Annotated in this window: 21 protein-coding genes; 11 read left to right on the top strand and 10 right to left on the bottom strand. The window is 69.5% G+C overall.

Going from position 1 to position 19,301, the window contains the following annotated elements:
- Both VGL85_RS22105 and VGL85_RS22100 read right to left on the bottom strand, forming a co-directional pair.
- The coding region (locus VGL85_RS22105) for a hypothetical protein (RefSeq protein ID WP_331591214.1) at positions 1-192 on the bottom strand (192 nt) is incomplete at its 3' end.
- A gap of 111 nt (positions 193-303) precedes the next feature.
- Entirely contained in the window at positions 304-1,092 is a 789-nt protein-coding gene (locus VGL85_RS22100; RefSeq protein WP_331591213.1) for a hypothetical protein, read from the bottom strand.
- 152 nt (positions 1,093-1,244) lie between these two features.
- Between VGL85_RS22100 and mutT the strand changes: the two genes are divergently transcribed.
- From mutT to VGL85_RS22085, 3 genes are all read left to right on the top strand, one after another.
- Positions 1,245-1,652, top strand: a complete 408-nt coding sequence (mutT, locus tag VGL85_RS22095; protein ID WP_331591211.1) for an 8-oxo-dGTP diphosphatase MutT — start codon at positions 1,245-1,247, stop codon at positions 1,650-1,652.
- On the top strand, positions 1,652-2,068 hold the full coding sequence (locus VGL85_RS22090; RefSeq protein ID WP_331591210.1) for a secondary thiamine-phosphate synthase enzyme YjbQ: 417 nt from the start codon (positions 1,652-1,654) through the stop codon (positions 2,066-2,068). Before mutT ends, VGL85_RS22090 begins: the two co-directional genes overlap by 1 nt.
- Positions 2,069-2,508: 440 nt before the next feature.
- Positions 2,509-4,107 (top strand): M28 family peptidase, encoded by a 1,599-nt coding sequence (locus VGL85_RS22085; protein ID WP_331591209.1) that lies wholly within the window; start codon positions 2,509-2,511, stop codon positions 4,105-4,107.
- Positions 4,108-4,134: 27 nt separating this feature from the next.
- Here the strand turns inward: VGL85_RS22085 and VGL85_RS22080 are convergent, their stop codons facing one another.
- The 4 genes from VGL85_RS22080 to VGL85_RS22065 form a co-directional block, all read right to left on the bottom strand.
- Positions 4,135-5,139 carry a hypothetical protein gene (locus VGL85_RS22080; protein ID WP_331591208.1) on the bottom strand — a complete coding sequence of 335 codons (1,005 nt, stop codon included), beginning with the start codon at positions 5,137-5,139 and terminating at the stop codon, positions 4,135-4,137.
- 41 nt (positions 5,140-5,180) lie between these two features.
- Positions 5,181-5,369: a hypothetical protein gene (locus VGL85_RS22075; RefSeq protein WP_331591207.1), complete on the bottom strand. Its 189-nt coding sequence runs from the start codon at positions 5,367-5,369 to the stop codon at positions 5,181-5,183.
- A 54-nt stretch (positions 5,370-5,423) separates the two neighbouring features.
- Entirely contained in the window at positions 5,424-6,398 is a 975-nt protein-coding gene (locus tag VGL85_RS22070) for a hypothetical protein (RefSeq protein ID WP_331591206.1), read from the bottom strand.
- Positions 6,399-6,544: 146 nt separating this feature from the next.
- Positions 6,545-7,450 carry a methyltransferase domain-containing protein gene (locus tag VGL85_RS22065; RefSeq protein ID WP_331591205.1) on the bottom strand — a complete coding sequence of 302 codons (906 nt, stop codon included), beginning with the start codon at positions 7,448-7,450 and terminating at the stop codon, positions 6,545-6,547.
- Here VGL85_RS22065 and VGL85_RS22060 point away from each other — a divergent pair.
- The 7 genes from VGL85_RS22060 to clpB all read left to right on the top strand — a co-directional run bounded on the left by VGL85_RS22060 (position 7,450) and on the right by clpB (position 15,580).
- Positions 7,450-8,226 (top strand): ComF family protein, encoded by a 777-nt coding sequence (locus VGL85_RS22060; protein WP_414695329.1) that lies wholly within the window; start codon positions 7,450-7,452, stop codon positions 8,224-8,226. The two genes, VGL85_RS22065 and VGL85_RS22060, sit on opposite strands and share 1 nt — an antisense overlap.
- A gap of 56 nt (positions 8,227-8,282) precedes the next feature.
- Positions 8,283-8,561 (top strand): glutaredoxin 3, encoded by a 279-nt coding sequence (grxC, locus tag VGL85_RS22055; RefSeq protein WP_331591203.1) that lies wholly within the window; start codon positions 8,283-8,285, stop codon positions 8,559-8,561.
- A gap of 42 nt (positions 8,562-8,603) precedes the next feature.
- A complete protein-coding gene (locus tag VGL85_RS22050) occupies positions 8,604-9,431 on the top strand; it encodes a carbon-nitrogen hydrolase family protein (RefSeq protein WP_331591202.1) in 828 nt (275 codons plus the stop codon).
- A complete protein-coding gene (locus tag VGL85_RS22045; protein ID WP_331591201.1) occupies positions 9,428-9,862 on the top strand; it encodes a DUF1178 family protein in 435 nt (144 codons plus the stop codon). Before VGL85_RS22050 ends, VGL85_RS22045 begins: the two co-directional genes overlap by 4 nt.
- A gap of 77 nt (positions 9,863-9,939) precedes the next feature.
- Positions 9,940-11,847 carry an alpha/beta hydrolase family protein gene (locus tag VGL85_RS22040; RefSeq protein WP_331591200.1) on the top strand — a complete coding sequence of 636 codons (1,908 nt, stop codon included), beginning with the start codon at positions 9,940-9,942 and terminating at the stop codon, positions 11,845-11,847.
- A 246-nt stretch (positions 11,848-12,093) separates the two neighbouring features.
- Positions 12,094-12,723 carry a hypothetical protein gene (locus tag VGL85_RS22035; RefSeq protein WP_331591199.1) on the top strand — a complete coding sequence of 210 codons (630 nt, stop codon included), beginning with the start codon at positions 12,094-12,096 and terminating at the stop codon, positions 12,721-12,723.
- A 274-nt stretch (positions 12,724-12,997) separates the two neighbouring features.
- On the top strand, positions 12,998-15,580 hold the full coding sequence (gene clpB / locus VGL85_RS22030; protein ID WP_331591198.1) for an ATP-dependent chaperone ClpB: 2,583 nt from the start codon (positions 12,998-13,000) through the stop codon (positions 15,578-15,580).
- Between the two features lie 101 nt (positions 15,581-15,681).
- Here clpB and VGL85_RS22025 read toward each other — a convergent pair whose 3' ends face one another.
- From VGL85_RS22025 to arfB, 4 genes are all read right to left on the bottom strand, one after another.
- Complete coding sequence (locus VGL85_RS22025; RefSeq protein ID WP_331591197.1) at positions 15,682-15,990, bottom strand: hypothetical protein; 309 nt, start codon at positions 15,988-15,990, stop codon at positions 15,682-15,684.
- Between the two features lie 79 nt (positions 15,991-16,069).
- Complete coding sequence (locus VGL85_RS22020; RefSeq protein ID WP_331591196.1) at positions 16,070-16,645, bottom strand: hypothetical protein; 576 nt, start codon at positions 16,643-16,645, stop codon at positions 16,070-16,072.
- Between the two features lie 70 nt (positions 16,646-16,715).
- On the bottom strand, positions 16,716-17,846 hold the full coding sequence (locus VGL85_RS22015; protein ID WP_331591195.1) for a DUF3667 domain-containing protein: 1,131 nt from the start codon (positions 17,844-17,846) through the stop codon (positions 16,716-16,718).
- Between the two features lie 162 nt (positions 17,847-18,008).
- The gene (gene arfB / locus VGL85_RS22010; RefSeq protein ID WP_331591194.1) at positions 18,009-18,434 is read right to left on the bottom strand and encodes an alternative ribosome rescue aminoacyl-tRNA hydrolase ArfB; all 426 of its coding nucleotides are present in this window, start codon (positions 18,432-18,434) and stop codon (positions 18,009-18,011) included.
- Between the two features lie 230 nt (positions 18,435-18,664).
- Between arfB and VGL85_RS22005 the strand changes: the two genes are divergently transcribed.
- A complete protein-coding gene (locus tag VGL85_RS22005; protein ID WP_331591193.1) occupies positions 18,665-19,186 on the top strand; it encodes a GNAT family N-acetyltransferase in 522 nt (173 codons plus the stop codon).
- Positions 19,187-19,301 lie beyond the last annotated feature (115 nt).

Raw genomic sequence — 19,301 nt, 5'->3', positions numbered from 1 at the left:
GGTCTTGTGGAAGGCTTCGGTGAGGACCGCCCGTTCTTCCGGCGTCTCGGCCGCACGGGCCTGCACCGCAAGATCACGGGCCAGCATCAGGCCGAGCTCCGCGAGCTCGCCCAGGATCTGCTCGGCTCTCTCGCGCTTGGCCACTGCATCCGACATGAACAAAACGAGAACATAGATCGAGCCCAGAGTCAAGGATTTTCGCGCATTGGAGCGCAACCTACGCAATAAAATCAGCCGGGGCGGATCACCGGGGCTTTGATCCAATGTCTAGTCGCTATGGCGTACCATCGATGCGTATAATGATTAATTCTTTAGAAGAAATTCCCGATTGTGTGATCCACACGGATGTGCCAAGTTCGCATACCAGTAATGACATAGTTCAACTACCTTCCATTCGCCATTAGACATTCGTTCATCTCTAAATTTATAGACTGAAAGGGTGTATATCACTCCCATTTCTCTTGACTGTGACCGCCAATATTCCCTTAGTATGTGATCTTGTATCGGGTCGTGTTCGTTTGGAAGGCTGTATTGCAACTCCCGCCCGCGTGGCGGGATTTCATCCTGACCGCCCTCTCTTTCGGTAGACAGACTGGCCTGCAATCCAAAGAAATATCTATCTAGTAGCTCATTAGACGCTAGTTGTTCTCTATAAAATACGACTCCCATTTTGTGCATATTTGTGGCGGCGGATTTACCTACATTTCTAAATGTATAGTTAAATCCAGCCGCACCACTATCGGGAAACCATGGCTCTATTTTTATAATAGATATGTTAGATCCTCTTTGATCTGTCATGAAAAGTATTTCGTCTTTGTATAATAGGGATATTCCAAACATAAATACAATGACTACCGTCAAGAGCGGTAAAGCTAAGATATTAGAAAATTTATTTGCTTTAATTGACGAATTTATTTCACTATAGTGTATCCATATTACTACCAAACAACATAAAATGGCAAGCATAAACCCGAGTGCAATGAAAGCTCCACCGATCAGCATGAAGGCCTCGCAGGTGAATGCGAGAGCTGCCAAGCCAATGGTCTGCATCGACTCGCCGGTGAGGAGTGTCTTGGAGGGCTTCTTGACCATTCCCCCGATCCTGCGCGCACTCTCACCCAGGTCGCAACGCTCTAGCTTGGTTGTGCCAGCGTTCGAAACGGGAGGACCGGGACGGTCGCAGGACCCCCGGGGCCTTCGGATCAGCGGCTTGCTGGTAGGTCCCCGCTCCGGCATGGAGAAGCATGAGCGCCAAACCCCTGCTGCTGGTCGCCGCGGCGGCCCTGATCGACGCCGACGGGCGGGTGCTGATCTGCCAGCGGCCGGAGGGCAAGCAGCTGGCGGGCCTGTGGGAATTCCCGGGCGGCAAGGTCGAGGCGGGCGAGACGCCGGAGACCTGCCTGATCCGCGAACTTTCCGAGGAGCTGGGTATTTCGGTGACCCAGGCCTGCCTCGCGCCCTTCGTCTTCGCGAGCCACGAATACGAGAGCTTTCACCTCTTGATGCCGCTCTACCTCTGCCGCCGCTGGTCCGGCCAGATCGTCGCCAAGGAGCACAAGGCTCTGGCCTGGGCCAAGCCCGGCAAGCTCGGCGACTATCCGATGCCGCCCGCCGACGCGCCGCTGGTGGCCTGGCTGCGCGACCTCATCTGATGCACCAGGCGGTCCATGCGCTGGGCGTGCGGACCGAGCGGCCCGGCCTGCACGAGATCACCGGCGAGGTCGCCGCCTGGGTCGCGGGCCAGGACATCCGCACGGGCCTCATCACCCTCTTCTGCCGCCACACCTCCGCCTCCCTGCTGATACAGGAGAACGCCGACCCCGACGTGGCCCGCGACCTGGAGGACTGGGCCGCGAAGCTGGCGCCGGAAAGCCCCGGCTATCGCCACCAGGACGAGGGGCCGGACGACATGCCGGCGCACCTGCGCGCGGCGCTGACCGGCGTCAGCCTGTCCGTGCCGGTGATGGAACGGCGCCTGGCGCTGGGGACCTGGCAGGGGATCTATCTGTTCGAGCATCGCGCGCGGCCGCACCGGCGCGAGGTCGTGCTGCACCTGATCGGGGAATAGCGCTTAGGTTGATGACTCAATCATTCTTCAACCGTCATGGCCGGGCTTGTCCCGGCCACCCATAGACACCGCCGTTCGCAAGCGAGACCGCTGCATCGACGCTGCTCTTCATCTGGCCCCGTCGGGGCGTATGGGTGGCCGGGACAAGCCCGGCCATGACGTTATATAAGAAAATCAACGTATTGATTGAGTTTTCAACCTAGGGCCGATCGACATTCCCAGTCCTGGTATCTTGGCGCTCCCCTCTCCATCGAGGAGGAGGGCTTCTGATTCAGTGGCCCGAACCCAGGCAACTCGAACCGAGGGAATGGGGCGCCGTCGCCGCGATCCTCTGCGCAACGCGGAGTCCGTGGGTCCCGGTCTTCGCCTGTGGCGAAACCGGGATGACAGCTGGGGGCGATCCGATAGGCTGGGCTGTCTACAAAGGGAGGGCAGGGCGCATGGGACATCGGGGACTTCTGGCGGCGATAGCGGCGTTGGCCTTGATCGGCGGCCCGGCGTCCGCCCAATCCCCGTCCAATGCGCCCTGGTTCGGCGTGCCGACGCCGGGGCCGGTGAGCGCGCCGGACAAGCCCACCTTCCGCACCGGGCCGGGGGCCTATGGGCCCGCGCCGGCCCACGTGCGGCCGAAGGACGACGCGCGGGGATCGCTCAAGGGCGAGGCGATGATGGCCGACGTGCGCCGCATCGTGGACTTCTCGCTGGAGCGCAAGCGGGCGGGCGACCTGCTCTATGGGCGGATCAGCGGCCTGCCGGCGGAGAAGGCGGTGGTCGACTGGTCGGTGGGCAAGCTGAAGGCGTCCGGCCTGAAGGACGCCCACGCCGAGCCCTACCCATCCGAGGCGCCGCTGTGGCTGCCGGTCAGCTTCGAGGCGCGGGTCACCAGCGAGGGCAGCCCCGACGTGGTGCTGGCCTCGGCCATGCCGATCCGCAACCGCACCGTGAAGCCCGCGACCGCCGAGGGGCCGCTGGTGTTCGTGGGCCGCGGCTCGCCCGCCGAACTCGCCAACATCGACGTGCGCGGCAAGGTGGCGGTGGTCAACGTCGTGCCCGACGACAGCCTGTTCGCCGCCCGCGAGAAGGGCGTGGCGCGCGCGCTGGAGCGGCTCGGCGCGGTGGGGGTGATCAACGCCGTCGAGAGCCCCGGCAACCTGCTGTTCTACGACAACCGCTATGGCTGCGACGCCATCCCCTGCTTCCTGGTGGGCGGCGACGACGGCGCCTTCCTGGAAAGCGTGATCGGCCGCGCCGCGAAAGCCGGCAAGCCGGTCAGGATGAAGCTGTCGCTGAAGGCGGAGGAGCGGACGGGCCTCACCGCCTGGAACGGGGTGGCGACCATCCCCGGCAAGTCCAAGGAGGTGGTGATCGTCAACGCCCACGCCGACGCCTGGTTCGACGGCGCCGACGACAACGCCGACGGCCTGGCGGTGTTCCTGGGGCTCGCGGATTACTTCGCCCACCGGAAGGAGAAGCCGGCCCGGACCCTGGTGTTCATGGTCTCCGGCGGCCACCACACGGCCATCGGCGCGGCGGCCTTCATCAAGGCCCACCCGGAGATCATCGCGAACACCGTGCTGGTGATGAACCTGGAGCACCTGGCGCAGATCAACGTCACCCAGGCCGCGCGTACCGATCCCGGCGGCGGCGCGCCGGGGCCGACGGGTCAACCCGCGCCCGGCGGCTACGGCTCGGGCGTCTGGACCGCCAACACCACCGAGACCACCAAACAGGCGGGCGCGGTGAACGCGACCCCCTTCGTCTGGGCGCTGATGGGCAAGGCCTCGAAGCAATATGGCGTGGTGACCAGCTATGAGCCGACGCCCAGCGCGCCGGGCGACCTGGGGGCCTACATCCGCGCGGGCGTCACCTCCGCCCAGCTGATCTCCAGCGAGGTCTACTACCACTCCTCCGGCGACACGCCGTCGACCATCTCGGTCCCGGGGTTGGAGCGGGCGGCGGCCTTCTACGCGGGCTTCATCGAGGACGTCGCCAAGGCGCCGCGCGACAAGCTCAAAGGCCCGCCGCCGCCCCGGCCCTGACGGTTGAAAGATGATTGAGTCATCAGGCTAGGCCAGGCCGTGGGCCGCGAGTTCCGCGCGGACCCGTTCGAGCACCGGGCCCCACTCGCGCGGCCGGTCCTGGCGGAAGATGCGCACGGCCGGATACCAGTCGCTGCGCAGCCCGTCGTTCCAGCGCCAGTCCAGGCCGGTGCGCGCGCCCAGCAGCCAGCAGGGCTTGCCCATGGCCAGCGCCAGGTGGGCGACCGAGGTGCAGACGCTGACCACCAGGTCGAGGCCGGCGATGATCCCGGCGGTCTCGGCCATGTCCTTCGCGCCCGTGGCCTCCGGCGAAAGGTCGCGGCCGAGCGCCGTGAGCGCCTGCGCCGAGGCGGCGTCCATCGAGCGGTTCTGGTCATTGTGCTGTTCGGGGTTGCCGCGCGCCATGACTCCCACGCCGCCGCCGCCCGGGCCGCCCAGTCCGCGCAGATAGGCCGCCCGCTCGCCCGCGACGCCCTCCAGCCCCATCCGCAGCGGAAGCGAGCAGGCGTGGGCCCAGGCGTCGGCCGAAGGCTGTGGCGGGACCACGAAGCCGGCGGCGTCGAACAGCGGCCGCAGGCGCGGGTCGCCAGCCATCACCACGCGCACGCCCTGGTCGCGCAGGATCGCGGCGAAGCGGGCGAACATCAGCTGGTCGCCCAGTCCCTGTTCGCCCAGCACCAGCAGGGTCTTGCCGGCCATGGGCTCGCCCTGCCACTCGGGGATATCGAGCGGCGGCGGCTTCAGGCCCAGAATCTCGCGGCGCGCTTCGTAGTAGGGCCACGCTTCCATCTCGCGGCGCTGCGCGAGCAGGGTCATGGCCAGGCCGCGCCGGGCCAGCGCGAAGTCCGCGTCGTGCTTCAGGAGGCGGCGGAAGGCGGCCTCCGCCTCGGCCAGCCGGTCCGTATCGCGGTAGATCCGCGCCAGGTTGTAGATGGCGTTTCGCGCGTTCGGGAACGCCCGGTAGCCCCGCTCGGCGGTCTCCAGGTCGCCCGCCTGGTGCGCCGCGGCGGCGGCTTCGAAGGAGATCGCCATGCGCCCCGCTTAGCACGCCGGGCGCATGGCGTGGACGGGTCCTAATGCTTGGACTTGCCGCCCCCGTCCTTACCGGCGTCCTCGAAGGCGTCCTTCACCTCACCCTCGGTGATCCGGGCGGACGGATCGCCCTTCTGGTTCAGGTTCTGCTCCTCGGTGCCGTCACCCATCATGCCGGGGTGAAGGTCCTTGCTGTCCTTGCCTTGGCCGCTCGGCGTTTGCTGACCCATCGTGTGCCTCCTCTTGTGAGGCCTAGCTAACGGGCGGCGCGCGGCGGGCGTTCCTCAGCGGCTGGCGACCTGGCGCGGGGCGCGGGTCGCCTCGACCACGCACTGGCCGGTGTCGATCATGGCGTGCTGGCCCAGGCAGTAGACGTCCTCGTAGCGCGGCCCGGCGCTGGCCAGGCACTGGTAGAGGTTGAGCTTGGCCATGTGCAGGCACGAGCCGGTGCGCGGCTCGCTCATCAGGCTGCGGCCGCGGGCTTCCTCGCCCAGCACCGAGAGCGCCGCCAGCGCCACGCCGCGGGTCACCGCCGGGCTGGGCGCGCCCGGCCGCCGCGGGCCGAGCGCCAGGGCGGCCCTGAGCGCCTCGTCGTCCTCGCGGCCGGGCCGATAGGCGGCCTGGGAGATGCGCTTGACCTGCGCCAGCTCGCCGGCGTGGTCGGGCGCCGTGGTCTTGGACCAGGCCTGCTTCTGGAGGGTGTAGGCGGCGTGCTTGACCTTCTCGCCATCGGTGGCGAGGCCCGAGCCCTGGGCGTAGAGCGCGCCGGCCGCCCGCGCGGCGGCGGCGTCGGCGGCGGGGATGGCGAGCACGGCCTGCGGGTCGGCGACCAGGCGGCGGGAAAGCTCGCCGCGGTCGCGCTCGGCGCGGCCCTTTTCGGCATTCAGGGCGGCCACGAAGCGCGGCTCCTGCAAGGCGGCCAGCGCCGCATAGGCGACCATGCCGGCCTCGAACTCGTGCGGCTCGTGGGCGGCGGCGGTCTGCAGCGCCTGGCTGACCTCGCTCGGGCCGGCGAAGGCCGGATCGATGCCGCGGGCGTGGCGCATGAAGCTTTCGAAGGCGGCGGCCTCAGCGGCCAGGCTGCGCTCGGCGGCGGCCGGGGCCGCGGACGCCATCGGCGCCGGCGTGGGCGCGGCGCGGGCGATCGGCGCGCGCGTCGCCACGTGGCGTGGCGCAGGCTGGCTCGCGCAACTCGCCAGGATCAGGGCCAGCGGCGCTGCAAGACCAGTCAGGACCGGCGTCTTCAATCGGTTCGTCATCTTAGACCCCCGCAAGCAGGCGTCCCCCTCAGGCGCCACCGTGGCCGAAGCCGTTCGTGGCGCCGCCGTGGCCAGTTGTCGCGAGGTTCGCTTACCGCGGTGTTAGCGAGCTCAACCGTAGGCCTGCGGTCCGTCGCCTCACCCCTTCAGTTTCGAGGCAGCGGATGCTCGATCGTGCCCAGGGCGTCGGCCAGGCGCATCTTCGCCGAGCCGGGCTTCAGCGGCCGGGGCTGGCTTTCGTGCGGCGCCCAGCCGGTCAGGGTGACGATCTCGAAGGTGGCGGGGATGCGCCCGTCCGGCCCGGCGAACCGTTCGGCGTAGATCTCGCCGGCGCGGGCGATCAGGGCGCGGGTCAGCGCGCGGGGATGGCGCTCGGCCAGCACATTGGTCTCGCCCATCTGGCGCAGGTCGGCGAACAGCTTCAGCGGGTGGTCGTAGCGGACGCTCACCCGGTCCACGTCGGCCACCGGCAGGGCGAAGCCGGCGCGCTGCAGCAGGCCCGCGGCGTCGCGGCTGTCGGCGAAGGGCGAGACGCGGCTGCCGGCGCCGCCCCAGAGCTCGTCCTCCGCCTGGGTCAGCGCCTGGCGCAGTTCGGTGAGCGTCGAGCCGCCGAGGAAGGCGGCGAGCAGCAGGCCGTCCGGCTTCAGCGCCCGGCGGACCTGGATCAGCGCGCCCACCACGTCGTTGGTCCAGTGCAGGCCGAAGGCGCCGACCGCCAGGTCCAGGCTGGCCGGCGCGAAGGGCAGGCGCTCCTCGTCGGCCACCAGGCGCGGGCCCGCGCGGCCCGCCAGCATCGCCGGCGACAGCTCGGCCTCGATCAGCAGGCCCACGCGCGCGGCGGCGTCGCTGCCGGCCAGGGCCTCGCGGAAGGCGCCCCGGCGCGCGGAGAGGTCGACGGCCACCGGGAAGTCCCGCATGATCGCCTCCAGGCGCTCCACCAGGTCGAGGGCGGCGCGGCGCTGCAGGAAGTCGGCGCCGGCGAAGCCGGCGGCGGCGCGGTCGAGGCGCCGGCGGTGCAGGGCGCGGTCGAAGAGGCGAGGGGGAGCCGACATTGCGGGCGGAAGATGGCGTCTTCCTTCAGCGTTTGAAACCCGGACCGCGCGTGCGGGCCCTGACACGCGGCGCGCTCGACCTGATTTTCCCGCCGCAGGCCATCGACGGCGGGGCGGCGCTGGCCGGCGGGCTGTCGGCGGCCGCCTGGAGCCGCATCCACTTCCTGGACGGGCCGGTGTGCGACGGCTGCGGGGTCCCGTTCGAGTTCGAGATCGGCTCGCGCTGCGCGGCCTGCCTGGGCCGGCCGCCCGCCTTCGACGCCGCCCGCGCCGCCTGCCTCTATGACGAGACCAGCCGCGAGCCGATCCTGAAGCTGAAGCACGCCGACCGCACCGACCTCGCGCCGCTGTTCGCCCGCTGGCTGTCGCGCGCCGCGCGCCCGCTGATCGAAGGGGCCGACGCCATAGCGCCCGTGCCGCTGCACCCCGCGCGCCTGCTCTCGCGCCGCTACAACCAGGCCGCCGAGATCGCGCGGCCGCTGGCGGCCATGACCGGCCTTGCCTACCTGCCCGACGCGCTGGTCCGCCGCCGCGCCACGGAAACCCAGGGCGGCAAGTCCGGGACGGGCCGGCGGCGCAATGTGGCCGGCGCCTTCGAGGTTCCCGCCCGCCGCGCGGGACGGGTGGCCGGCCGGCGCATCCTGCTGATCGACGACGTGATGACCACCGGGGCCACGGCCGAGGGCTGCGCGCGGGCGCTGAAGGCCGCCGGCGCCGTGCGGGTGGATGTCGCAGTGGTCGCCCGGGTTAAAGAGATGTCCAGACTCGCTATATGAACATCCTGCGACGACTAGGTTTGTTGCGATCGAATCCGAGTGCTGTCCCCGCCGCCATGACCCCCGAAGCCAAGCTGCACGTCACCATCTACACCCGGCCCTATTGCTCCTACTGCATCCGCGCGGTGGAGCTGTTGGAGCGCAAGGGCGTGGACTTCACCGAGATCGAGGCCGGCTTCGATCCGGCCAAGCGCGCGGAGATGATCCAGCGCGCCGGCGGCCGCGCCACCTTCCCGCAGATCTTCGTCGGCGAGCGGCACATCGGCGGCTGCGACGACATGATGGCCCTGGAGCGCGAGGGCAAGCTGGACCCGCTGCTGCAGCAGGCGGCCTGACACCCTCCCCTAGATGGGGAGGGACGGCTATATGCTGACCCCATGAAAGTCGGCCTGATCCAGACCCGGACGCCCGCCACCCAGGCCGCGGCCCTGGCCCATGTGCTGCCGCTGGTGCGCGAGGCGGCCGCGCAGGGCGCCGGTTTCATCGCCACGCCCGAGGGGACCAACATCCTGCAGAAGGACCGCGAGGCCCTGCTGCCGTTGCTGGTCGGCCTGGAGGACGACGTGGTGGTCGCCGGCCTGCGCGCGGCGGCCAGGGACCTCGGCGTCTGGATCCTGGTGGGCTCGGCCCTGGTGAGGCGGCAGGACGGCAAGGCCGCCAACCGCTCGGCGCTGATCGCGCCCGACGGCGCGATCACGGCCACCTACGACAAGCTGCACATGTTTGACGTCGACCTGCCGACCGGCGAGACGGCCCGGGAGTCGGCGACCTATGAGCCGGGCGCCGCGGCGGTCACCGCCCGCGCCGGCGACCTCAAGCTCGGCATGAGCGTCTGCTACGACCTGCGCTTCCCGGCCCTCTACCGGGCGCTGGCGCTGGCCGGCGCGGAGGTGATGACCATCCCCGCCGCCTTCACCCGGCCCACCGGGGCGGCGCATTGGGAGGTGCTGATGCGCGCCCGCGCCATCGAGACCGGGGCCTTCGTGCTGGCGCCGGCCCAGGGCGGCAAGCACGAGGACGGCCGCGGCACCTGGGGCCATTCCCTGGCCGTCGCGCCCTGGGGCGAGGTCATAGCCCATCTGGATCATGACGAGCCGGGCGTGCTGATCGCGGACCTGGACCTGGCCGCCGCCGCCAAGGCGCGCGCCGCCATCCCGAACCTGGTCAACGCCAGGTCCTTCACTGCGCCCGCGGCCCTCGCATGATCCGCTATGCCCTCCTCTGCGAGCACGACCACGAGTTCGAGGGCTGGTTCGGCGCCTCGGGCGACTTCGACGACCAGCAGGCGCGCGGGCTGCTGGACTGCCCGATGTGCGGCTCCAAGGCGGTGCGCAAGGCGATCATGGCCCCGGCGGTGGCGGGAACGAAGCGCCGCAGCCAGAACAACTCGCCGGCCCAGAACCACGAGATGATGATGCAGGCGATGTCCGCGGTGCGTCGGCACGTGGAAGAGACCTTCGACGACGTCGGAGACGCCTTCGCGCGGGAGGCCCGCGCCATCCACGAGGGCCGGGCGGAGGACCGCGGCATCTATGGCCAGGCCACCTCCGCCGAGGTGCGCGAGCTGGTGGAGGACGGCGTCCCGATCGCGCCCTTGCCGCCGGATCCGAAAGCGAAGAAGGCCGCGCTCAACTGACGCGCGGCGCGCGCCCGCAAGGCTCTTGCCTTCCAGGGCGAGGCTCGACAACTTTCCGCTGAGGGGGAGTGTCGCGCATGTTCAGGTTGGGCTTGATCCTGGCTGTCGCCGCGGCGGCGGTCGGCCTTTCGGCGCGCGCCGCGCCGCTTGAGGCGTTCGGGCGGCTGCCGAGCATCGAGCAGGTGGCGATTTCACCGGACGGCGCGCGGCTGGGCGTGGTCTGGACCGACGGCGCCCAGCGCCGGCTGATCCTGGAGACGGTCGCCGACCTCAAGCCCATGGGCGGCGTCGACCTGGGCCCGGCCAAGGTCCGCAACATCCAGTGGGCGGGCGCCGATCACCTGATCATCACCGCCTCGCAGACCACCACCATCATGGGGGTCGATGCGCCGCGCGGCGAATGGCACGTGGCGTTCGACCTCAACCTGACGACCCACAAGCTGCACGGCCTGCTGGCCGACGTGGAGAACTCGCTCAATGTGATCGTCGACCGGCCGCTGGTCCGCACCCTGGATGGCAAGCCCGTGGTCTTCCTGCAGGGCATCCATTTCGTCCAGCACCAGGGCGTCGATACCCTCTATCGCGTGAACCTGGACAGGGACATCGCCCGGCCGGTCGAGGAGGGGTCCGAGGGCACACGCGACTGGGTGGTCGGCTCCGACGGGGCCGCGCTCGCCCAGGTCGTCTTCGACGACCGCCGGGGGAAGTGGGGCCTGAAGCAGAAGATCGGCGGCGGCTGGCGCGAGACGAAGGAACTGGTGAGCGACGATCCGCCCCAGATGCTGGGCCTTGGCCGCGACGGGCGCAGCATCCTGATGCGTGAGCTGAAGGATGGGGCCGCGGCCCTGCGCGAGGTGTCCTCCGACGGCGCCTGGGGCGATCCCCTGGTGCTACAGGACGCCGACGGCCCGATCTTCGATCCGGCCCGCCACAACCTGATCGGCTACTACGCCCTGATCGGCGACGAAGGCCGCTACACCTTCTTCGACGCCGCCGACCAGAAGCTGTGGGACGCCGTGAAGGCCGCCTATCCCGGTCAGCAGGTGCAGCTGGTGTCCTGGTCCGACGACCACCGCAAGATGGTGGTGCGGGTGGATTCCGCGTCCGAAGGCGCGGCCTACGCCCTGGTCAATCTCGACAACCGCGACGCCCACTGGCTGGGCGGCGAATACGAGAAGGTCGCGCCGCAGGACATCTCGCCGGTCAAGGCGATCCGCTTCAAGGCCAAGGACGGGCTGGAGCTGCACGGCTATCTCACCACGCCGAAGGGCAAGCCGGCCAAGGGCCTGCCGCTGGTGGTCTTCCCGCACGGCGGGCCCGCCGATCGCGACACCCTGGGCTTCGACTGGTGGGCGCAGGCGATGGCGTCTCGCGGCTATGCGGTGCTGCAGGTCAATTTCCGCGGCTCGGACGGCTACGGCTGGGACTTCCTGAAGGCCGGCTTCGGCGAATGGGGCCGCAAGATGCAGACCGACCTCTCCGACGGGGTGCGCTACCTGGCGGCGGACGGGACCATCGATCCCAAGCGGGTCTGCATCGTGGGCGCCAGCTACGGCGGCTATGCGGCCCTGGCCGGCGCGGCGCTGGACACCGGCGTCTACCGCTGCGCCGTCTCCTACGGCGGCATTTCGGACCTCAAGAAGTTCAACGCCTGGGTCGGCCACAACAACGGCTTCGCCAGCCAGCGCTATTTCCTGCGCTTCCTGGGGGCGGAGAGCAGCAAGGACCCGACCCTGGCCGAGGTCTCGCCCGCCGCCCACATCGACCGGGTGGCGATCCCGGTCATGCTGATCCACGGCAAGGACGACACCGTGGTGCCGCTGGAGCAGAGCCGGATCATGGCCGACGCGCTCAAGGCGGCCGGCAAGCCGGTGGAGCTGGTCACGCTCGACTCCACCGACCACTGGCTCACCAACGGCGCGACCCGGCTGGCCATGCTGCAGGCGGCCATGGCCTTCGTGGAGAAGAACAATCCGCCGGACTAGCCGCTCCTCCCCTGTCGCGCAGACGACGGGGAAGGCCGCGCTCAACGGATGAAACTTTCCCGATAAAGCTTTGTAGCGGCTGCAACTGCGGACAGGTCCGCGGGGCGTCCGGCGACTGGCTGGCGACCACGCATATTTGAAACCCGCGGGGCTCTTCGGCCTGCCGGCAATGCCACCGCAAAAATGCCGGATAGGTGGCAAGAATGCGGGGCCACACACGCGTCCCCATGCCATTGGAGCCCCGGTTTGCGCCTCGATCTGCTCTGCTGCGGCGTCGCCGCGCTAGCCGTGGCGGCCTCCAGCGCCTCGGCGCAGCTCCCGCCCGAGCTGCAGGCCTTCATCAGGACGCCGGCGCATCGGGCGGAGATCGCCGCCTCGGTCCGGCCGTACCTCGCGGACGTGCCGTCATGCCAGGCGGCGACGACGCGGTCGGTGTCGGTCAACATCTACACGCCCCCGACGTTCGCCAGCGACGGAAGCCTGACCGGGGGTGTCTTCAAGGAGAACATCAAGATCGATGGGTGCGCGACCTCCGGCGCCCTCAATATCCTGACGATGTTCCGCCCGGGTGCGCCGCCGCTGGTCGGCATGCTGCTGCCTGGCGACACGCACGCGGACATCGCCCTGCAGCGCGACGCCCTGGTCAGCGCAAGAGCCCTTGTCGCGGGAAAGACGCCGGCCGGATGCGGCGCCCTGCACGTCATCGACACCCATTTCGACGGCTACGGCGAGCCGGTGAACGCGGATGTCCCGGCCGGCCGGGACGCGCGCCAGTGGCGTGAGACGTGGACGTTCTTCAGCTGCGGCCAGCAGACGGCGATCCACGTCGACTTTTTTCCCACCCACACCGGGACACACTTCGTTGCCGCGTTCTGACGGCCTAGCGCGGGCGGCCGAAGAACAGGCCGTCGGGGTCGGTGAAGAAGGGCCAGCTGAACTAACTTCGTGTTCTCGGCGAAAGCCGGGACCAATGCCGCGTCCGAGGGTGGCGCCGGGCCTAGCCACGTTCTGAGCCTCAGCTTGGGTCCCGGCTTTCGCCGGGATGAGCGGATGAGGGTTGTGTGGCCGATGCGCCACACTACATCGGGATGGCCCGGGGTTGTGCTTGTTGAAGGCTTCCTTGGGCTAATCCGCCTACCAAGGGGACCTGATGAATATCGACGTCTATTCCGACCGCGCCAAGCAGGCGATCCAGTCGGCGCAGAGCCTGGCGCTCGCGCGCGGCCACCAGCAGCTTGCGCCCGAACATCTGCTGAAGGTGCTGCTGGAGGAGAAGGACGGCCTTTCCCGCGCGCTGATCCAGAGCGCCGGCGGGCGGCCCGACGAGGCCGACAAGGCCACAGACCAGCTGCTTTCCAAGGTCCCGAAGGTGGAGGGCGGCTCCGGCCAGCTCTACATGAAGCCCGAAACGGCCCGGGTGTTCGCCGGCGCCGAGCTGGGCGCCAAGGACGCGGGCGACGCCTTCGTCACCACCGAGCGCCTGCTGATCGCCATCGCCAAGGATGGCGGCGAGGCGGCGCGCGCGCTGAAGGACGCCGGCGCGACCCCCAAGGGCCTGGAAGAGGCCGCGGTCGCGCTGCGCAAGGGCAAGACCGCCGATAGCGCCTCGGCCGAGGAGGGCTACGACGCCCTGAAGCGCTACGCCCGCGATCTCACCCAGGCGGCCCGCGACGGCAAGCTGGACCCGGTGATCGGCCGCGACGAGGAGATCCGCCGCACGATCCAGGTGCTCTCCCGCCGCACCAAGAACAACCCCGTGCTGATCGGCGAGCCCGGCGTCGGCAAGACCGCCATCGTCGAGGGCCTGGCGCTGCGCATCGTCAACGGCGACGTGCCCGAGAGCCTGAAGGACAAGCAGCTGATGGCGCTCGACATGGGCGCCCTGATCGCCGGCGCGAAATACCGCGGCGAGTTCGAGGAGCGGCTGAAGGCCGTGCTCGGCGAGGTCACCGCCGCCGAGGGCTCGATCATCCTGTTCATCGACGAGATGCACACCCTGGTGGGCGCCGGGAAGACCGACGGCGCCATGGACGCCTCCAACCTGCTGAAGCCGGCGCTGGCCCGCGGCGAACTGCACTGCGTGGGCGCCACCACGCTGGACGAGTACCGCAAGCATGTGGAGAAGGACGCCGCCCTGGCGCGCCGCTTCCAGCCGGTGTTCGTCAGCGAGCCCACGGTGGAGGACACCGTCTCCATCCTGCGCGGCCTGAAGGAGAAGTACGAGCTGCACCACGGGGTGCGGATCACCGACGGCGCCATCGTCGCCGCGGCCAACCTCTCCAACCGCTACATCGCCGACCGCTTCCTGCCGGACAAGGCCATCGACCTGATGGACGAGGCGGGCAGCCGGGTGCGCATGGCGGTGGATTCGAAGCCCGAGGAGCTGGACGAGATCGACCGGCGCATCGTGCAGTTGAAGATCGAGCGCGAGGCGCTGACCAAGGAGACCGACGCGGCCTCCAAGGCGCGGCTGGAGAAGCTTGAGGACGAACTCGACGACCTGGAAGGCCAGTCCGCCGAAATGACCGCCCGCTGGCGCACCGAGAAGGAGAAGGTCTCCTCGTCCGCCCAGCTGCGCGAGGCGCTGGAGCGGCTGCGCGCCGAGCTGGGGAACGCCCAGCGAAACGGCCAGCTGCAGCGCGCTTCGGAGATCGCCTACGGCGAGATCCCGACGCTCGAGAAGCGCCTCGCCGAAGAGGAGTCCAAGGCCGACGCCGACGCCGTCTCACCCGAGGTGGTCGACGCCGAGCAGATCGCCGCGGTGGTCTCCCGCTGGACCGGGGTGCCGGTCGAGAAGATGCTCGAAGGCGAGCGCGAGAAGCTTCTTGCGATGGAAGACGCGCTGCGCGCCCGCGTGGTCGGCCAGGAGGAGGCGCTGGAAGCCGTCTCCGACGCCGTGCGCCGGGCCCGCGCCGGCCTGCACGATCCCAACCGGCCGATCGGCTCCTTCCTGTTCCTGGGCCCCACCGGGGTCGGCAAGACCGAGCTCACCAAGGCGCTAGCCGAATTCATGTTCGCCGACGAGCAGGCGATCACCCGCCTCGACATGAGCGAATATATGGAAAAGCACTCGGTCAGCCGGATGATCGGGGCGCCGCCCGGCTATGTCGGCTACGACGAGGGCGGGGCGCTGACCGAATCTGTGCGCCGCCGGCCCTATCAGGTGGTGCTGTTCGACGAGGTCGAGAAGGCCCACCCGGACGTGTTCAACGTGCTGCTGCAGGTGCTGGACGACGGCCGGCTGACCGACGGCCAGGGCCGCACCGTGGACTTCCGCAACGTGATCATCGTCATGACCTCCAACCTGGGCTCGGAGTTCCTGGCCACCCTGGGCGACGACCAGGACGTGGAGGAAGCGCGCGCCTCGGTGATGGACGTCGTCCGCCGCCACTTCCGGCCAGAGTTCCTGAACCGGATCGACGAGACCATCCTGTTCAAGCGGCTGGGCCGCGCGGAGATGGACGACATCGTCAAAATCCAGCTTCTGCGGGTCGACAAGCTGCTCGCCGACCGGCGCATGACCATCGCGCTCGACGCGGCGGCCACCCACTGGCTGGCCGACAAGGGCTACGATCCGGTCTATGGCGCGCGGCCGCTGAAGCGGGTGATCCAGAAGGACCTGGTCGATCCGATCGCGCGCAAGCTGCTGGCCGGCGAGTTCGAGGACGGGGCGGTGATCGACGTCACGGCCGACCAGGACGGCCTGGTGATCGGCCGGGCCAAGGTTCACTGACCACGCCCTCCGCCTAAGGAAGAGGGGCCGCCGGGCGACCCCTCATCCGACTTGCTTGGCAAGCCACCTTCTCCCGCAAGGGGAGAAGGCTCGCTCATGCGTCAGTCGCAGACCCTGCGCGTCACATAGTGGTCGAGATAGTCGTCGAAGCGGTCGCGCAGCTTGCACTTAATGACGTGGCCGTCGCGGGCGATCATCCCGTTCGGGTCGGGGCCGAACCGGTCGACCGGCACCTCGCCGCGCGGGGCGGCGTAGCCATCGTCCAGATAGCGGTCGTAGCCAGAGTTGTAGTCATGGTGCGCGTAGTAGCCCGGCTCGTCATAGGGATAGGGCTGGGCGACGGCGGTGGTGGCCGCCAGGGTCAGGCCACCGATCGCGGCGGCGGCGCTCGTCAGGATGAGCTTACGCATCTCCATCTCCTTTCGAGACATCCCTCGGGGCGGGGAAAGCGCGTGGAGACGGATGGGGTTCCTAGGGCGACGCTGGTCCCTAGAGCTCGAACGGGGTGACCTTGCCGCCCTTGGTGACCACCCGGCGCATCATCGCCAGGTTCGGGCCGCTCTGGCCGGCGGCGGGCTTGGCGAGCGTCACCAGGTACCAGGCGCCGTCCGGCAGGCCGGGGAAGACGAAGTGGTTGGCGGCGTCGCACTTGGCGCGCTTCACATAGGGGTCGGAATCGCCGGGCGGGGCCATGTTCTGGCGGCTGCGCACATCGTCGACCGGCAGGGCCGCGCGCTGGTCGGACTTGTAGAGCACCATCATCCGGCGACGCGACCACGGCGTCTCCGGGGTCGCGACCACGGTCAGGCCCGCGCAGGTGTAGCGCGCGGCGCCCGGCGGGTGAGCCAGGACGCCGGAGAGCGTGTTCTTGCCCGGGACCTGCGACCAGGCGAAGTCGCTGGCGCGGAAGGCGTCGTCGGCCGGCGGCGGGGGCGGCGGCGGGGCCGACGGCAGGCGCCCGGGCGGCGGCGGGCCCAGGGCGGGCGCGCAGGCGGCGGCGGAGAGCGCGCACAGCGCGGCGGCGGCGAGGAGACGGACTGAGGTGGAAAGGGGGCGAGCGGCCATGTCCGCCAGCTTATAGGCCATTGCGGCGAAATCGCGCCAGACGCCCGCCGCGTGGCCAGATGCCCTGCGCCTAGATCGTCGCCACCGCCAGCACCAGCAGGCCGGTGAGCAGCAACACGGAGGCGAAGCCGGTGATCGACCAGACGACGAGGGTCTTGATCCCCGCGCCCAGCAGGCTCGAGCCATAGCCGCCGCGCAGGGTCTGGAAGAGGTTCACCAGGCTCCAGACCGCGGCGGCGGCGAAGTACCAGCCCATCGCGCTGAACGGCAGCAGGAACCCCACCGCGCTCACCAGGAAGCCGAACGACATCAGGTTCATGGCCACGATCAGGTGGTCGTAGACGTAGAGGTCCTTGCGCCGCCGGTAGACCAGCGCCAGCGACAGGCCGACGATCGGCAACAGCCCGACGGCGCCGCGGTGGCCCCAGTTGAAGACCACGTTCCAGTACTGGTCGGGGTCGTCGGCGGCTTTCTTGATGCCCTTCTCGAACCAGCGGGTCTTGTCGGGCCGGGCGGGCTTGGCCGCGTCCTCGGCGGGATCCTTGGCGGGCAGGCCCTGGGCCACGCGGTCGGCGTGGTGCATCGACCGCGCGTAGCGGGCCTGGACCCTGCCGATCCGCCGGTTGTAAGCCGCCAGGGTCTTCTGAGGGCTGACGTCCTTGTCCTTGAGCTCCTCGTCGCGGTCGGCGGCCGCCTCCTTCAGGTCGTCCCGCAGGTCCTTGGCGGCCTCCGTGCGGCGCTTGGCGGCGGCCTCGGCGCGGCCCTGGGGCGTGGCCAGCCTGGCGTTCTCGCGCGCCACATTCCGCTGGCTGATGACCGTCGAGCGGTGGGTCATGTTCTGGGCGGCGAAGATGAACACCACCAGGGCCACCAGGAAGCAGCGGAACGGCGGGATGTGGCGCACGATGCGGCCGTCGATGTAGTCGCGCGCCAAGCCGCCGGGCTTGAAGAACAGCGCCGGCAGGGTGCGCCACAGCCGCCCGTCCAGCTCGAACAGCCCTTCGAAGGCCTCATAGATCAGATGCAGGATCGAGCGGTGATGCAGGTCGGCGCCCTGGCCGCAGACGTGGCAGAACGGCCCGACCAGCTCGGCGTCGCAGTTCTTGCAGTGCGACCCGTGCGGCGGCATGTGGCGATTGCGGCCGCCACCGACCAGGTGCGAGAGCGAATCCGCCGCCGCCGCTTCCAGCTCGATGCTCACCGAAGCTCCCTCGACGCAAGTCGACGGGACACTAGCGTATCCCCCTTCCGCTCGTCCCGGCGAAAGCCGGGACCCAAGCGATGGTCCAGGATGTGGCTCCGGCCGGGCTTAGTCACAGGCTCGGCTTGGATCCCGGCTTTCGCCGGGATGAGCGGCGGAGGGCTAGTCGTCACCGCGCGGCCGCCCGCGCATCGCCTTCACATTCCCTCGCTTGGACTTGCCCTCCAGGCGCTTCAGCTTCGAGGCGTAGGTCGGCCGGGTCTTCTTGCGCGGCGGGGGCGGCGGCTCGGCGGCCTTGCGGATCAGCGTCAGCATGCGGCCGACAGCCTCGGCGCGGTTCATTTCCTGGCTGCGCCGGGTCTGGGCCACCAGCACGATCACGCCGTCCTGGGTCAGCCGGCTTCCGGCCAGCCGGTAGAGGCGGGCGCGCACATCCTCCGGCAGGCCGGGCGAGCCACGGGCGTCGAAGCGCAGCTCCACGGCGGTGGAGACCTTGTTCACATGCTGGCCGCCCGGCCCGGAGGCGCGCACCGCGCGCACCTGGAACTCATCGTCGGCGAGCTGGATCGTGGGGGTCACCTCGATCATGGCGCGAGGCTGCCATGCTTTGCCAAGCTTCGTCCAAGCCGCTATGAGGCGGCCATGCGTTCGATGCGCCCGCTCTTCGTACTCCTTATTCCGACCGCCTCCGGCGGGCCGGTGAGGGACGTTGTGCGCTAGACCCGAACAGCACAGAGCGACCCGCACAGCCCCGCCGGATCCGGACGGGGCTTTTTCATGAGCGCCCGTCCGCCTCCCGCCCCGACCGGAGACGACCGATGGACCCGCCCGATCCCCGAGCGCGAAGCGCCAGGCCCGACATCCTGGTCCGGGCGATGGAGCCCGCCGACGTGGCCGACCTGACCGAGGCCTGGAACCAGCCCGACGCCTACGCCGGCACCCTGCAACTTCCCTACACCTCGGTAGATGCGCGCCAGACGCGGTTCGCCGCGAACGCGGACTCGACCCGCCTGGTCGGCGTGGTCGACGGCAAGGCGGTGGGCATGATCTTCCTCGTCCGCGAACAGGCCCGCCGCGCGCACGTGGGTTCGATCGGCATGGCGGTGCACGACGCCTACGCCGGCCGAGGCGTGGGCGCGGCCCTGCTCGACGCGGTCATCGACCTTGCCGACAACTGGCTGCAGCTCAAGCGGCTGGAGCTGTCGGTCTATTCGGACAACGCTCGCGCCATCGCGCTGTACGAACGCTTCGGCTTCGAGCGCGAGGGCCTGATGCGCGCCTATGCCTGGCGCAACGGCCGCCACGTGGACGCCATCGCCATGGCGAGGCTGCGGCTGTGACCGCCCCAGCCCCGGCCCAACCCTTGACCTTCCGGCAAAAAACCGCTTCAGAACGGCCGCTTTGCTGCACTGCCGTTGCGCACATGCGGCGCTTCTTGACCTTCCAGGAGAACAA

It is taken from the genome of Phenylobacterium sp., assembly GCF_036501465.1.
In the GTDB taxonomy this organism is placed as follows: Bacteria; Pseudomonadota; Alphaproteobacteria; order Caulobacterales; family Caulobacteraceae; genus Phenylobacterium.
The sequence above is the reverse complement of the archived record's forward strand: the minus strand, read 5'-3'. Positions and strand labels throughout refer to the sequence as shown.

Bases quoted from the DNA above. Each gene is read 5' to 3' on its own strand.
- arfB (WP_331591194.1), bottom strand. From the start codon at position 18,434: ATGATCGAGGTGACCCCCACGATCCAGCTCGCCGACGATGAGTTCCAG.
- VGL85_RS22070 (WP_331591206.1), bottom strand. From the start codon at position 6,398: ATGACGAACCGATTGAAGACGCCGGTCCTGACTGGTCTTGCAGCGCCG.
- VGL85_RS22080 (WP_331591208.1), bottom strand. From the start codon at position 5,139: ATGGCGATCTCCTTCGAAGCCGCCGCCGCGGCGCACCAGGCGGGCGAC.
- grxC (WP_331591203.1), top strand. From the start codon at position 8,283: ATGACCCCCGAAGCCAAGCTGCACGTCACCATCTACACCCGGCCCTAT.
- mutT (WP_331591211.1), top strand. From the start codon at position 1,245: ATGAGCGCCAAACCCCTGCTGCTGGTCGCCGCGGCGGCCCTGATCGAC.
- VGL85_RS22090 (WP_331591210.1), top strand. From the start codon at position 1,652: ATGCACCAGGCGGTCCATGCGCTGGGCGTGCGGACCGAGCGGCCCGGC.
- VGL85_RS22050 (WP_331591202.1), top strand. From the start codon at position 8,604: ATGAAAGTCGGCCTGATCCAGACCCGGACGCCCGCCACCCAGGCCGCG.
- VGL85_RS22025 (WP_331591197.1), bottom strand. From the start codon at position 15,990: ATGCGTAAGCTCATCCTGACGAGCGCCGCCGCCGCGATCGGTGGCCTG.
- VGL85_RS22065 (WP_331591205.1), bottom strand. From the start codon at position 7,450: ATGTCGGCTCCCCCTCGCCTCTTCGACCGCGCCCTGCACCGCCGGCGC.
- VGL85_RS22100 (WP_331591213.1), bottom strand. From the start codon at position 1,092: ATGGTCAAGAAGCCCTCCAAGACACTCCTCACCGGCGAGTCGATGCAG.
- VGL85_RS22085 (WP_331591209.1), top strand. From the start codon at position 2,509: ATGGGACATCGGGGACTTCTGGCGGCGATAGCGGCGTTGGCCTTGATC.
- clpB (WP_331591198.1), top strand. From the start codon at position 12,998: ATGAATATCGACGTCTATTCCGACCGCGCCAAGCAGGCGATCCAGTCG.
- VGL85_RS22075 (WP_331591207.1), bottom strand. From the start codon at position 5,369: ATGGGTCAGCAAACGCCGAGCGGCCAAGGCAAGGACAGCAAGGACCTT.
- VGL85_RS22005 (WP_331591193.1), top strand. From the start codon at position 18,665: ATGGACCCGCCCGATCCCCGAGCGCGAAGCGCCAGGCCCGACATCCTG.
- VGL85_RS22045 (WP_331591201.1), top strand. From the start codon at position 9,428: ATGATCCGCTATGCCCTCCTCTGCGAGCACGACCACGAGTTCGAGGGC.
- VGL85_RS22020 (WP_331591196.1), bottom strand. From the start codon at position 16,645: ATGGCCGCTCGCCCCCTTTCCACCTCAGTCCGTCTCCTCGCCGCCGCC.
- VGL85_RS22040 (WP_331591200.1), top strand. From the start codon at position 9,940: ATGTTCAGGTTGGGCTTGATCCTGGCTGTCGCCGCGGCGGCGGTCGGC.